The organism is Lysinibacillus sp. C5.1 (genome assembly GCF_016350185.1).
Classification (GTDB): Bacteria; Bacillota; Bacilli; order Bacillales_A; family Planococcaceae; genus Lysinibacillus; species Lysinibacillus sphaericus.
This window is the reverse complement of the sequence record NZ_CP066226.1, coordinates 2368186-2383057: the sequence shown is the minus strand read 5'-3', so window position 1 is coordinate 2383057 and position 14872 is coordinate 2368186. Positions and strand designations below refer to the sequence as shown.

The 14872-nt window shown below is 37.8% G+C and carries 12 protein-coding genes and 1 other annotated feature; of the genes, 4 read left to right on the top strand and 8 right to left on the bottom strand.

Going from position 1 to position 14872, the window contains the following annotated elements; all coding sequences use genetic code 11:
* Positions 1-21 precede the first annotated feature (21 nt).
* Positions 22-876, top strand: a complete 855-nt coding sequence (locus I5435_RS11520; RefSeq protein ID WP_024361691.1) for a transglutaminase family protein — start codon at positions 22-24, stop codon at positions 874-876.
* A gap of 44 nt (positions 877-920) precedes the next feature.
* Here I5435_RS11520 and I5435_RS11515 read toward each other — a convergent pair whose 3' ends face one another.
* Positions 921-1796, bottom strand: coding sequence for a tyrosine-type recombinase/integrase (locus I5435_RS11515; RefSeq protein WP_024361690.1), 876 nt, complete (start codon positions 1794-1796; stop codon positions 921-923).
* Between the two features lie 357 nt (positions 1797-2153).
* Between I5435_RS11515 and I5435_RS11510 the strand changes: the two genes are divergently transcribed.
* On the top strand, positions 2154-2948 hold the full coding sequence (locus I5435_RS11510) for an enoyl-CoA hydratase/isomerase family protein (RefSeq protein ID WP_025219523.1): 795 nt from the start codon (positions 2154-2156) through the stop codon (positions 2946-2948).
* Between the two features lie 45 nt (positions 2949-2993).
* On the opposite strand, the gene I5435_RS11505 is transcribed toward I5435_RS11510, so the two are convergent.
* Positions 2994-3806, bottom strand: coding sequence for a hypothetical protein (locus I5435_RS11505; protein WP_337982269.1), 813 nt, complete (start codon positions 3804-3806; stop codon positions 2994-2996).
* Between the two features lie 245 nt (positions 3807-4051).
* On the opposite strand from I5435_RS11505, the gene I5435_RS11500 reads away from it, so the two are divergent.
* Positions 4052-5218, top strand: coding sequence for an aminotransferase class I/II-fold pyridoxal phosphate-dependent enzyme (locus I5435_RS11500; RefSeq protein WP_337982268.1), 1167 nt, complete (start codon positions 4052-4054; stop codon positions 5216-5218).
* A gap of 98 nt (positions 5219-5316) precedes the next feature.
* On the opposite strand, the gene I5435_RS11495 is transcribed toward I5435_RS11500, so the two are convergent.
* Together I5435_RS11495 and I5435_RS11490 are read right to left on the bottom strand one after the other, a co-directional pair.
* Entirely contained in the window at positions 5317-6516 is a 1200-nt protein-coding gene (locus I5435_RS11495) for an AI-2E family transporter (protein ID WP_337982267.1), read from the bottom strand.
* A gap of 63 nt (positions 6517-6579) precedes the next feature.
* Complete coding sequence (locus tag I5435_RS11490) at positions 6580-7530, bottom strand: LCP family protein (RefSeq protein ID WP_025219526.1); 951 nt, start codon at positions 7528-7530, stop codon at positions 6580-6582.
* Between the two features lie 174 nt (positions 7531-7704).
* On the opposite strand from I5435_RS11490, the gene msrA reads away from it, so the two are divergent.
* Positions 7705-8226, top strand: a complete 522-nt coding sequence (gene msrA, locus I5435_RS11485; protein WP_337982266.1) for a peptide-methionine (S)-S-oxide reductase MsrA — start codon at positions 7705-7707, stop codon at positions 8224-8226.
* Positions 8227-8305: 79 nt separating this feature from the next.
* Here the strand turns inward: msrA and recQ are convergent, their stop codons facing one another.
* The 4 genes from recQ to argS form a co-directional block, all read right to left on the bottom strand.
* Positions 8306-10069, bottom strand: a complete 1764-nt coding sequence (gene recQ / locus I5435_RS11480) for a DNA helicase RecQ (RefSeq protein WP_024361683.1) — start codon at positions 10067-10069, stop codon at positions 8306-8308.
* Between the two features lie 8 nt (positions 10070-10077).
* Positions 10078-11181, bottom strand: a complete 1104-nt coding sequence (locus I5435_RS11475; RefSeq protein WP_337982265.1) for a TcaA NTF2-like domain-containing protein — start codon at positions 11179-11181, stop codon at positions 10078-10080.
* 286 nt (positions 11182-11467) lie between these two features.
* Positions 11468-12649 carry an MFS transporter gene (locus I5435_RS11470; RefSeq protein ID WP_337982264.1) on the bottom strand — a complete coding sequence of 394 codons (1182 nt, stop codon included), beginning with the start codon at positions 12647-12649 and terminating at the stop codon, positions 11468-11470.
* Positions 12650-12834: 185 nt separating this feature from the next.
* Positions 12835-14508 carry an arginine--tRNA ligase gene (gene argS, locus I5435_RS11465; RefSeq protein WP_337982263.1) on the bottom strand — a complete coding sequence of 558 codons (1674 nt, stop codon included), beginning with the start codon at positions 14506-14508 and terminating at the stop codon, positions 12835-12837.
* 41 nt (positions 14509-14549) lie between these two features.
* Positions 14550-14767: a binding site (T-box leader), on the bottom strand.
* Positions 14768-14872 lie beyond the last annotated feature (105 nt).

Below are 14872 nucleotides of genomic sequence, written 5' to 3'. Positions count from 1 at the left end.
AATCAAAAGGAAGCGGACACGATGAAATTTGAAATTCAACATACAAATATTTTTCAATATGAATCTGAAGTCGATCAAAGCTTGAATACTATCCGCTTGAAACCTCGGGGTGATGAGCGTCAACGCTTGCTGTCTTACCGTATCGCGATTTCACCATCTTCACTAACGCGTGAGCATGCAGATATTTGGGGGAATACAGTCGGTACATTTTATATTCCGGAGCAACATCAAGTACTAGAAATAGAAACAACATCCATCGTTAGTATACAGCGTGCACCATTTATTCATCGCATTCAATATTCACCCGAAATGCAGACGATTTTTCATTCCCAACTCTTTTATGAACATTATTTGCCCTATTTAAAATCAACAAACTTTACGTATATGACAGATGCTCAGATAGAAGAAGTGTTTCATGCGATTGGTCACGCAGAAAATCCAGTGCTGTTTTCGCTTAATTTAATGCAATATTTATATTCAACATTTGAGTATGATCCAACAGCAACAAATGTTACGACAACTGCAAGCCAAGCATTTGACTTAAAACGAGGAGTTTGTCAAGATTTCACCCACGTTATGCTCGCTATACTACGTGCTAAAGGAATACCTGCTCGCTATGTAAGCGGTTATTTATATGTCGATGAAAATTCAGGTTTAATCGGAGATATAGCAACACACGCCTGGGTTGAAGTGATGATTCCTGGTATTGGTTGGATTGGGTTAGACCCAACCAATAATGTGGAAGTACTAGAAAATCACATTATTTTATGTATCGGACGTGACTATACCGATATTAGCCCTGTCGAAGGCGTCTATACAGGTGGTAAACATGATTTAACGGTAAAAGTTCAAGTAAAAGCGTTAACGCATTTTTAATAAGAAGTGCAGCAATTTGTGCTTGATAGACAATTGCTGCACACTTACTTAAAACGTTCTCCTCGTTCTGTTAATACCCATTTTCGAACATATCCCATTTTTTGTTGTATGTTTTCAACCGTTTCCTCACTTTGTAACGCCCTTTGTAGCACCGTGTAACGAACATCTGTCGCTCGTACATTTGTGCCAATATCTTTTGATAGTGTTTGAAAAATCCGTTCAATTGTTTTTGTCGTGATCGATTTAGTAAGACTTGTTTCACTGACCCAAAGCCACTCCCCTACATTCCCTTGATGTATATCCTCCGTCGCATTTTTATAATGCTGTAACATTTCCATCAAAATAGGTGAAAGTCTCATCTCCCTTCTGCCATTCTGGTTTGAAATCGAAATATGTGATGATGGAATCTCAAGATGTCCCCATTTCATACGGACAAGTTCAGCAGGCTTGCAACCAGTTTCGATAAACATTTGTACAATACAACCATTCCGTCTTGCAAGCCACGCATGCTCAGGTGTTTTTGCATATTGAAAATAGGTCGGCCATACTTCTAAAATGTTTAACAATTGCTCTTTTGTCAGCACTTTTAAGGAATCCTTGCCCCTCTTTTTTGGCTGTAAAATGCTTTCATAATCAAACGGTTCAACCCATTCTCGCAAAAATACAAAGTCTACAAAACTACGGAGTGACGCTATTTTCCGATTAAAAGTATTAACATTTTCATAATTTTCTTTTAGATAATTACTATATATAAATAATAATTCTTTCAATTGTTTATCCAGCATTTGTACATTTTGCTCACTTGCAAAAGCTAAAAATTGCTGTCCATCAAGGTTGTATTGTTTCTTTGTAGCAGTACTTTTCTTTAAAGAATTTAATAGTAATAAATAACTTTGCCATGCTTCCTTTAATGGAACCATCATGCTCCCTCCTTGTTTACTGTGCGTGTGATAGTTTTATTTTATACTATTTATGGTGCGTAAGTTATTATTTATCTTTTAAAATAGTAGTGTCGGATAATCTGTAATTATCAATTAGACTTATCTTTCTGTAGACGATGCTCCTTAAGAAATAAAGAAACAAATGTTCCTATAGTAGTTTCTCATATCTTTTGCTTTATTACAATAGCAATAATCTGTTGTAGTACAATCTCTATAAAATGCCATTAATCTTGTGTAACAGGTTGAAAAAACATGAAAATTCGTATTATTTAGTGTTTATTGCTCTTTGTGTTATATAATATAAGTATCAATTTAAATGTAGGGGGCTTTTCAATTATGCAAGTAAGAACAACTCGTCTTGAGGCTGAGGATGCGAAAATTATTTATCAAGAAACGGCTGGACTCGCAATTATTACGATCCATCGACCACAGGCGAAAAATGCGCTTACCGCAAATATGTGGGATGAATTAGCTAAAATTGCACTAAAAGTGTTAGATAATCCTAAAAATAAAGTGCTCATTTTACGAGGATCTGGTGAGAATTTTACAGCAGGCTCTGATATTAAAGAATTCAACGCTATTTCTTTAGAAAAGGCAGAAGAAGCTTTTCTACATATGGAAAAAACAATATCAACGATTGAACGTTTGCCGATTCCAACAATTGGTGTTATTAACGGTCCTGCAATGGGAGCAGGGTTAGAACTTGCTTTAGCATGTGATATTCGCATCGGCTCTGAAAAAGCAAAATTAGGCATTCCTGTAGGCAAATTGGGCATCACATTAAACAATAAATTTGCCCAGCGTCTTGTTCAACTTGTTGGCCCATCTACAACGAAAGATTTGGTATTTACAGGTCGTATGTTTAAAGCCGATGAAGCCTTTAAACTGGGTATGCTGAACTATTTAGTAACTGAGAAAGATTTAAATAAATTTATGATTCGAATGGGCAAGCTGGTAGCCGGTATGTCTCCAGAATCTTTACTTGCTGTAAAGCAATCTGTACAAGAATGTGTCGATAGTGTACCAACATTATGGCAAGGTTCTACACCATTTGTAGGCAGTGATTTTACAGAAGGCTGTCGTGCCTTTGTTGAAAAGCGTCAACCTCAATTTACACGCGCATCAAAATAGAAAACAGGTACTCACTCGCTCTATTGCGACTGGAGTACCTGTTTTTTATTTTCGTTTTTGTACAACAGAGTGCACTTGAACATTGATAGCATCTAGTTCGTAGCCAAAATGCTGGTAAAAAGATTGTTGTACGTCTTCTTGTAACTGATATAAGCGGCGAGGTAATGAATAATCTATCGGCATCTTTAATTGCAAAGAAATGATGACCTTTGCCTGCTCTCCAAGGCTAAACTGTATTTGTTCTACTTTTTTCACAATATCTTGCTGTTTACAAATATAGGTTAGTAATTGCACATAGACTTGCTTCTCTATTTCAATATATTCCTGTTGGAAATCAGGACGCACAATGGTTGTTTCACCGATTTTTTCACGTTTAGGTGTGAAAATTTCCTTCCCTTTTTGCACCAGTCGTTTAAAGAAATTTTGCTCTACTTGTCGGTACGGTATTGGCATAACATGTTTTCCTTGCGTTTGGCGAATAAATCGAGCCTTTTGGATTTCCTTTTGAGAACGAATATCCTCAACATAATAATACGTTTCAATCGGCCCTAGTTCCAAGCGCTTGGCAATATTATTGGTCATTTTATCAGACGTACCAATCAGTAATATAGATTGAACATGATATGTATCAAGAGCTTTGACGACTTCTTCACGATGCGCTTCTTCTGAAAAAATCGCACGTCGAACAGCAGTTATCGTATTTTTTTCAAACTTCGCAGAAATCCCTGCTACTTTCACGCCATTGACAATGAGTAAACCGTCATCGATAATGGCTTCCACTCCTATTTTATGTGCAAAAACGAGCGCGCTTGTACTTTTTCCTGTTCCACTTGGTCCACTTAAAGAACATACCTTCATCTAAAAAACCACCCTCCTTGCTTAATAATAGCAGAAATGTATCCCTACTATCATTTAACATCGTTACCCGTAATTATTTTGTGCATATACATTCATTTAAGCTTAATTTTTTCCGCTAGCCTATGCAAGCATCTTCTCCATTACAAGAATATATTCTTTTTTCAGAATAACTTCCCCTTTCTGTGCTTTAGTATGATAAAATGTGTACTACTATTCTGTTATACAACTATAAGGAGTGTACTAGTTTGAAAATCGTACCATCAAAAAAAATGTCTCTATTTACCCCAGCAATTTTCGGAGATTTAAAGCACTTTGCTAAACAACAACAAGCAAAAGGTATGTCTTTAATCGATTTAAGTTTAGGGAGCCCTGACCTTCCACCACATGCAAAAATCCGTGAGCATTTATCATACAGAGCGGGCTTGGCAGAATCATATGGCTACACATTAACTGGCACACAACGTTTTTATGATGCAGTTAGCCGTTATTATAAACGTCGTAGCAATGTTGATTTAGACCCTACAACTGAAATCATTCAAACAATCGGCTCTCAAGAAGGCTTAGTTCATTTACCAATCGCCTTTTGTGATCCAGGAGACATCGTTCTCTCAACAAATCCAGCTTACGTCGCTTACGATGCAGGCATTCATCTAGCGGGGGCTACACCCTACTATATGCCGCAAACAGCCGATAACGATTATTTACCTGATTTAGATGCAGTGCCAGAAGAAGTTGCACAAAAGGCAAAGCTACTTATCTTAAATCTACCAGGTAATCCCGTACCAGCTATGCCTTCTCTTGCCTATTTCGAAAAGGTCATTGCTTTTGCTAAAAAATATAACGTGATTGTGCTTCATGATGCGGCGTATTCAGAGTTTTACTTTACTGGTGACGGTCCGATAAGCTTTTTAGCGGCACCAGGTGCAAAAGAAGTAGGGATGGAGATCAATTCTTTATCAAAAAGCTTCAGCCTAGCTGGAACACGAATTGCCTATATTGCTGGTAATGCTGACATGATTGCTGTCTTAAAACAACTTAAATCGAATTTAGACTTCGGTATTTTTGAACCAATTCAAGATGCAGCGGTAGTTGCTTTAGACCACGCGGAAGAAATTACAGAGAACTTACGTGCAACATTCTCAGTACGTCACAAAACGTTAATGAATGGCTTAAGCGAGCTTGGTTGGGATGCAGCCCCTTCAGATGGTGGTATGTTCGTGTGGGCAAAATATCCGTACGATATTGACTGTACAGATTTAGCATTTAAGCTAATTGAACAAATTGGTGTTGTAACAGTACCGGGAACAGTGTTTGGCACTGCAGGACAAGGCTACCTACGACTAGCACTTGTTCAGCCAAAAGAGGTTTTACAAGAAGCAGTAGATCGTCTAAAAAACGTTTCCATCTCCTAACATTTAACGAAGCATGTGAACAGGAGGCATCCTTATTACATGCTTTGTTTATATCATTAAAAAAACAGCTACTGAATGCTCGCAGTAGCTGTTTTTGGTTACACATCATATTTTTGTACTACTTCATCTTCGTAGCGATTATATCGTTGCTTAAATAGCTTAAATAAATGTGTGACGAGTACTTTTAAAATCGCATAGCCTGGAATCCCTAAAATTACACCTGGTACACCAAATAATGAACCTGCTGTTAACAATACGAAAATAATTGAAATGGGATGGATGCTCAAAGATTTCCCCATAATTTGTGGCGAAATGAACTTCCCTTCTATTAACTGTACTATCGTCCAGACAATGGCTAGTTTAACAAGCATAAATGGCGAATTAACAAGCGCAATAATAGCTGCTGGTGTAATTGCAATAACTGGTCCTAAATAAGGGACCACACTTGTTATCATAGCTAAAAAACCAAGTAGCAATGCATACTTCATGCCGATAATTAAGAAGCCAATTGTGACCATTGCCCCAATACACATTGACACTAAAATTTGCCCTTGTATGTAAGAACTAATTTGTTTGTCCATATCGTGTAAAACATCATGTAAACCCGGACGCATGCGAGGCGGACATATTTTCATAACAAATTTCGGTAATTTCTCGCCATCTTTTAATAAATAAAATAATATAAATGGTACCGTAACAAGCGATAAAATAATGCCTGTTAAAGTTGAAAGAAAACCTGTTATACCTGTTGCAACACCTTGTGCTAAATTGGCCGCGGTATCTTTTACTGTTTCAATAATATCTGTCGTAAAATTCATCACGACTTTTTCATAATTAAAATCCATAGTGGCTAAATACTCATTAACACGTGAGTTATTTAAGTATTCCACTATATTTTGTGTTAGGGCCATAAAATAGACAGGGAATTCCTGCGCTAAATTCGTAAATTGATCCGTTAAAAATGGATAGACCAGCACGACAAGTAAAGTAATGACGCCAACTACACCAATATATAAAATTAAAATGCCCCAAATTCTTGGGATACGCCACTTTTCAAGTATTCCTAATAATGGACGTAATAAATAATACCCGATTACGGCTAGTACTCCTGGTAAAATAACAACCTCAAATAATACTTGTAGCGGGGTAAATATAAAGGAAACTTTTCCAAACATGTAAATTACACATGCGAGTAATAATAAAATAATTAACGTAAATAATAAATTTTTACCACCTAAAAAGCGGATAAACTTCGTCGAAAAGAAGTTTGAATGCTCCCTCGGTCTTTTTTCACTCATCTACTCACCCCAATCCGAATGCTCACCTATATTTTACAGGATAATGTTGGCTTTTGCGAAGTATCACTCTAAGGAAATTCCTAAAAATTTACTTAAAAACGCTTTGTTTGCCTTTTCATCAATCACAATAGCAGATCCTGCATGGCTAAAGTTTTGGAAATCATAGCTACCTTCAATGGGAATTGTCGCTTTCTCTATCGATACTTTCCCTTTAGACACCATTTTTAAAACTTGTTGGATTTCTCCTGCTGACGAATAATCAGTCGTTACATAGCCTTGTGCAGCACCGATGAATTTAGGCAAATTCAATACATTTTGCGGTGCTAATAGTTCATTTTTTAATGCTTCAATTACTTTTTGCTGACGAGCAACACGGCCAAAATCTCCTTCAGCATCATGGCGGAACCTTGCATAGCCAAGCAATTCCTGTCCATTTAGATTATGCGTACCTTTTGTAAGGGTAACACCAATTTTTTCAGACATATCCTTTTCTACATCCATTTCCACACCATTAGGTGCTAAAATGTCTACAAGTGATTCAAAATTTTTAAAATCGACAAGTGCGTAATGATGAATTGGTAAACCAAACATATTACTTAATGTGTCTTTTAACAGTTGAACACCACCTAAATAATACGCCGTGTTTAGTTTATAGGATTGATAGCCTGGAATGTCTGCATAAATATCCCGCATAAATGATACGAGTTTCACATCGTTTGTTTTCTTATTCCAAGATAATACCATCATTGTATCTGTTCGCGATTTCTCTTCACCGCGTGTATCGATTCCTAATAATAAATAGTTCTCAATATCGTCCTTTACTTCGTCTCCACTAAAGTCTTCTTGGGGTACCAACGTGTCTGTGGCTAATTGCAAGCCACTTCGATATTGCATAATGCTGTATCCAGCAATGACAATGACACAGAGTAATAAGAACGTAAACAGTGCTCTCCCTTTACGCAATCGACGTTTCTTAGGACGTTGCGAGCGTCTTGTATAGTCTTGCTCTTCCATAACAAAATAACTCCTCTATTTTTTTATAGTTAATGTAACGATTGAAAGTAAGGAAAGTTTCATTTTTCTCCTACTATCCTCATCAGCATCTATCTATTCGTTATTTTACACCCTATTTGCCAGTAATGAACAAAATAATGCTATAATATTTTCACAAAAGAAAGGATGATGAATATGATTGAAAAAGCGACGTTTGCAGGCGGCTGTTTTTGGTGTATGGTGAAGCCATTTGTAGAATGGGATGGCATACATAAGGTTACATCAGGCTATATGGGTGGCCATTTAGAAAATCCAACATATGAAGACGTTAAAAAAGGCAACTCAGGCCATTTAGAAGTAGTCGAAATTGAATTTGATTCCTCTATTTTTAGTTATGAACAGTTACTTGATATTTATTGGATGCAAATCGACCCTACAGATGCCTTCGGTCAGTTTCACGACAGAGGCGAATCCTATGCAACGGCCATTTTTACTTATTCCGAAGAACAAAAAAGAATTGCGCAGGCATCAAAAGAAAAGCTTGCAAATAGCGGGCGCTTCGATAAACCTATTGTAACCACAATTCGTGATGCTCAACACTTTTATCCAGCAGAAGATTACCATCAAGACTATTACAAAAAAGAACCAGACCATTATAAACAAGATCGAGCAGTATCAGGACGTGATGAATTTATTGCGCAACATTGGAATAAATAATAGATTCTCAAAATACAGTTTCCTAAATCAGACAAAAAGAATCCATCGTGTGAAAAACACTAGATGGATTCTTTTCTCATTACTTTAAGCTAAATGACTGCATTGCATCAAAGAAACGCTTGCCATACTTCTCGAATTTCACTTCACCAATACCACTCACTTGTCTGAGCCCTTCCAGCTCTGAAGGCTTTTTATCGCATAATTCACGCAATGTTTTATCAGAGAACACGACGAATGGTGGTACCTTTTCTTCATCGGCAATCTCTTTGCGTAATATGCGTAAGTGTTCAAATAATGGATCATTGTCTGCAAGTAGACGAACTGTCACGGCTTGTTTTCGCATAACTGTTCGCTTGCCTAACAAAACAGATTTCCCTTCCTCCGATACGTAAATCGTTGGAAATGTGCCATGCTTAACAGCTAATAATCCTTCCGCAATTAAAAATTCGATAAAGTTAGAAACCTCCTTCGAAGATTGCCCTTTTAAAATGCCATAGGTTGAAAGTCTAGAAAATCCAAATTCAAGGACTTTTTGATTTTTGGAGCCAATTAATACTTGCGCGACCATTGTTTTGCCAAATTTTTGTCCCATTCTTACAACACAAGCTAATACCTTTTGTGCGTCTTCCGTGACATCTTTTACTTCTCGGTTATCTTGACAATTACTGCAACGTTTACATGGTGCACCTGCCTGTTCACCGAAATATGTTAGTATCGCATTTTGTAGGCAGCCCTCTGTATGACAGTAATCGACCATCGTTTGTAATTTTTCTAATTCCTGTGCGATACGCGCTTCATCACGTGTCTGCTCAATTAAAAAACGTTGTGTTTGTACATCCCCTGAAGCGTAGAGCAAAATACAAGCACTTGGCAGGCCATCACGCCCTGCGCGTCCCGCTTCTTGATAATAACTTTCCATATTCCGTGGCATTTGATAATGAATGACAAAGCGAACATTACTTTTATCTATTCCCATACCAAACGCATTGGTTGCAATCATAATGCGCGCCTCATCTTTTAAAAATCGTTCTTGTTCAGCCATACGCAAGTTCTCTGACAGTCCTGCATGATATTTTGCGACCGACACACCCGCACGTGTCAGTAAGTCATACAATGCGTCGACTGATTTACGTGTCGCCGCATAAATAATGCCGACTTCCGATTTATTTTTTTCAATATAATTTTTAATATAGCGCTCTTTATTTTCACCGATTAACACCGTAAAAGCTAAGTTTTCACGTTCAAAGCCTGTAATGAGTGTTGCCTTTTCGTCAATCGATAATAATTGACGGATATCCTCACAGACGGCAGGAGTTGCTGTAGCAGTTAAGGCAAGCACAGTCGGTTGTTGAGCCCATAATGTAAACAGTTTTTGAATGGCGCGATAGCTGGGGCGAAAATCATGTCCCCACTGCGAAATACAATGCGCCTCATCTACAGCTAGCAATGGTACATATAATTGTGATAATGCTTGTAAAAAGGTAGCACTTTCTAATCTTTCCGGTGCAATATAGAGCAGCTTCAAATAACCTCCACTCGCTAGTTGCATCGTTTCATCCACTTCTTGTGCTGATAATGTACTATTGATATAAGCTGCCGGTATATTCGCTGCTCGCAACGACTCGACTTGATCTTGCATAAGGGAAATTAACGGTGAAATCACAATCGTTAAACCCTCAAGCATTAATGCCGGAATTTGATAGCATATCGATTTTCCTCCACCTGTCGGCATCACGCAAAGGCTCGACTGTCCACTTAATGTTTGTTCAATAATTTGCGCTTGTCCGGTGCGAAACGAATCGTAACCAAAGTGGTGCTGTAGCATTTGTCTTGCTTGCTCCATTCTCTTTCTCACTCCTCTGCTGTAAGGCGTATTAGTTTGTAATCGCCTTGATCATTTTTGAAAATCTCATAGGTCATGATGGAATGTGCAAGTGCTTCCTGTCCTGCTGAATTGGTCAGCACGTATTCCGTTTTTGCACGCACAATAATATTTTGCCCTACTTTCTCTATCCGTTTAATCGTCGTATTAGAAAAATGGATTTTGGCTTGCTTGGACGCATAATAAGCAACCATATCTTCAAGCGTATGCTGTAAATCCTCTGCACCAGTAACAGACTGCATCACACTGGCATCATTAATCCCCACAGCCGCCTTTAAATGCTCATGAAATGTATCAATAAATATTTTTACCTCGTCCTCATTATAGGCAAAAATATTCTTCCCGTATTTTTCAAGCATTTTTTGCACCGCTTCTTTGTCACCGACTTCACTATAAGCATACAAATTTTTAGATTGAGACAAACGGTCCTTTGCCTTCATGCCGTCAGTAATCCATTCATCAAGTAACTGTACTATATCTTGAAGTGGCAATATGTATGGTTGTGAAACGCCCTGTTGCTGTCGATTAAAATAAATGCCCACTATTTGACCATTTTCTGCTTCCATCACAGGGCTACCGGGTGGTAAAGCTTGGTCTACATCTATATAATAAGCAGCTACCTTGTCACTATATCTGTTAATTGTGTGGGGTAAGCCATCGACATACACAGCTAAGTGATCCAACTTGCCATTGAAAACAGTTGGAACATTGACGGACGCAAGATACTTCACTTGTAAAATAGCAATATTATAAGCAGTAGATATATAGCGTATATCAGCTTCTACAAGTTTATCGTTACTAAATTGCACAAGGGCAGTAGGTTTTGATGCGACCAACGCTCCGTTTGTTACAATATAGAGCATCGAAGGGTCTTTCTTCACAATAATACCCGCACCAATAGCGCTCTCCCCTATAACCTTCACCTCTGGAATGAGCTTTTCCTCCTGTTTCTCCACGGGTTTGTCAGATTTAATTGCTGTTTTTTCCTTGTTAAACATTTCCGCAACGGATTGATCGCCACAGCCTGTTAACAGGAGGGTTGCCGCTCCAACGATAAGCATCTTTTTTCGCATTTGTTCACCAATACTTTCTATCGAACTTCTTTCTTTACTATCATAAACAACGACGTCATTTGTTTCAAGTTTACATAATATAATTATTGTTTTATATTAATTAAATCAAAGGTATTTATAATAATTTATCTACTTATTTTAAAGAAACATAGCATTTTGTCACACTTTTGCGAAGTGCTATAAGAAGCACTCTTTAAACGAGCAAAGGCAGTAACGACATGGGGACTTGCTTGCCGTTACTGCCTTTTTCATTCTATCTTTGTGCATCATCCATAAGACATGCTAGTTATTGCTTCCTTAATACAAGTGCTGTAGCAATAATCCCAAACATTAATAACAAAAAGATAACGAAGGTAAACGAATGGTTGCCTGTTACATCATAACAATAACCGATTAGTGTAGGAATAATTGCGCTCATCATAAATCCACCAGACATGACCATTGATGACCAGCTATTTGCCTCTTCATGCGTGCGTGCCTCATCCAATGGTAATAATAAACCAATAGGAAACAACCCACTTAGCACAATCCCAATAATTAAAACGCCAATCCATAATAGCCAGCCCGTCCCGAACCATAAAAGTACAAACCCGCTGACACCGATGATTCCTAATGACAATAGCCATCGAATACGATTTGACCATTTTTCCATTAGGATTGGGACAACAATATTCCCTATCATCTGAACGATTGACAGAAAAGTTAACATCGAACTAGCAGCAACGAGTGTTAAGCCTTTGTCTTGTAAAATAGGCGTTAACCAAGACATCATCGAGAAAAATAACGATGTTTGAAAACCAAAATAAAGTAAAATCGTCCACGCACGGCTGTTTTTCCACGGATTACGTACAGTTTCCTTTGTTCGCTCATCCTTTTGTACAGACGACTGCTCTACCTGATTTGGGATAACAAGCAACCAAATTATAAGAGCAAGCACAGCCAGCACTGCCCAGCTACCAAGGGCAATGGTCCAATCTTTATGAAACCCATTATAAAATGATACCGTTAATGCCGCACTTAATGTTGCACCTGTCCCGATGCCAAAAGAATATACCCCAACTACCGTTGCGAAACGATTAGGAAATTTTTCTTTAATAAATGCATTTAACATCGGCCCAATAATAGCGATCGCAAAACCTGCAGCAAAACTAGTGACCACAAGCAAAACATAGCTTTCTTGTAACAATCGGAGTCCGTTGGCTAACGCAATAATTGTTAATAGTAGCGCAATCGCAAACTTCGTACCAAGACGTCGCTGTAACGGAACAGCCACTGGTGCAAAAAGCCCCATACAAAAGACAGGAATGGATGTTAATAAACTCATTTGCGTATTGGATACTTGAAGAGACTCCATTAACACATTAAATAGTGGCCCTATGCTAGTTACAGCTGGGCGCATATTGAGGGCGACGAAAAAAATACTGACAACAACGACGATTGTCGAAGCTGTCCATTGTTTATTATTCATAACGTTGAATACCTTTCTAATGCCAAGTTCACTACTATGTCATTGTCCTTGATAAATAGTGTTATCAGACATCCGATTTCTTCTAGTCTTCTTTTAGCATTTTCTCTGCTTACCGTCAATATTTCATTATTTTTATATGCATCCTGCTTTATTTGTGCTTTTGGCACAATAAACTTAGAGAAGTGTCACATATTTTTCGGTGCTTCGATTCCTAATAAAGCTAATGCTTCGTTTAGAATCATAGCTACACAATGACATAATGTTAAACGGCAACCTTGTAAGCGATCTTTTGCTAGAATTTTATTCGTTGCATAGTATTTATTAAACGCACGAGCTAATTGTAAAGCATATTTAGCTATGATGGAAGGATCAACTTGCTCATACGCGTTCGCAATTACGCGAGGAAATTGTTCAAGTAACAACAAGACCTGCCATGCTTGTTGTCCTAACGGTTGGAAAGACACTTCCTCAAGTGGACCATCTGCTTTGTCCAAAATGGAGTGAATGCGTGCATGCGTATATTGGATATATGGGCCCGTTTCCCCTTCAAACTGCATCATGTCGTTTATAGAAAATTCAATATCATGGATGCGATTATTTTTTAAGTCATTGAAAATAACGGCACCTACACCAACCTGCCTCGCCACTTCTTCTTTATTTTGTAAATGTGGATTTTTCAGTTGAATACTTTGTTTTGCAGTCTCAATCGCTTCTGTCAATACATCATGAAGAAGAACCATTTTCCCTTTTCGCGTTGACATCTTTTTTCCCTCTTGAAGCATCATTCCAAAAGCCACATGACATAAATCTTGTGCCCAAGCATACCCCATTTTTTCAATAACGTGAAATAACTGTTGGAAATGTAATGTTTGTTCATTGCCCACGACATAATAAATTTTTTCAGGATTATACTGTTGCTGTCGATAAAAGGCGGCTGCTAAATCACGCGTAGCATACAGTGTAGCTCCGTCTGTTTTCTTGATGATACAAGGAGGCATATCCTCAAGTTCAACCACATATGCACCTTCTGATAGTGTTAGTAGTTCTTTTGCTTGTAATTCTCTTACAACCGTTGCCATTTTATCATTATAGAACGCTTCTCCTTCGTAACGATCAAATTGAATACCTAACAGCTGATATAGTCCCTTGAATTCTTCTAATGATACCTCTCTAAACCATTGCCAGAGAGCAAGCGCCTCTTCATCTTGATCTTCTAACGCTTTAAATGCCGCTCTCGCTTGTACAATTAACGTTGCATCTTGTTGTGCTTCTTCATGAAATTTTACATAAATTTTCAATAATTCTTTAATTGGTGCTGCTTCAATTGCTTGTTGGTTTCCCCATAGATGATAAGCGACAATTAACTTTCCAAACTGAGTACCCCAATCGCCTAAATGATTGATACGAATAGCCTTATAACCATTTTTCTCTGCTAAATTGGCAAGCGCATTCCCTATAACAGTTGAACGTAAATGGCCCATTGAGAAAGGCTTGGCGATATTAGGGGAAGAAAAGTCGAATACAACATTGCCTTTACTTATCGGACTTGTTCCATATAATTTTTGCTCTATCATCATTTTACTTAATACTTGTTGCGTGATGTGGTGTTGATTTAAAAATAAATTTACATATCCGCCAACTAGCTCGACGGATTGAATTAACTCACACGTTACATTTTTTTGAATTTCAACTGCAATGGTTTGTGGAGATTTACTTAGCTGTTTAGACAGTTTAAAACATGGCAAGGCAAAATCACCCATTGCTCTATTTTTAGGTTTTTCAAGTAATGTTTTAATGTCCTCTACTGTTACTTGCTGATGTAATGCGATCGCTAAACTTTTCGCAATTTCTGTTATCATATCCATTCCCTCCTCTACAAATAAAAAAGCCCCCGTCTCAAATAAGAGACGAGAGCATTGCATTCCCGTGGTACCACTCTAGTTGCCATTATTATGACCACTTTCAATTGATAACGGGGTGACGCCCCGGTATTCCCTACTAGTATTTCGGGAAACTTCTCTAAAGTGCGTTTCATTCAAACGATCTGCATTAGGCTCACACCATCCCTAACTCGCTTAGCAGCTCAAAATGAATTACTATCTTTTTCACAGAATGTATAATTATTAATTAATTTTGGAATATTTTACATGATTATATCCTTCAAGTCAACGTTGAGTTGGTTTAAGTAGAAAACGATGGACAATGTCAAACTGTTTCTAGTAA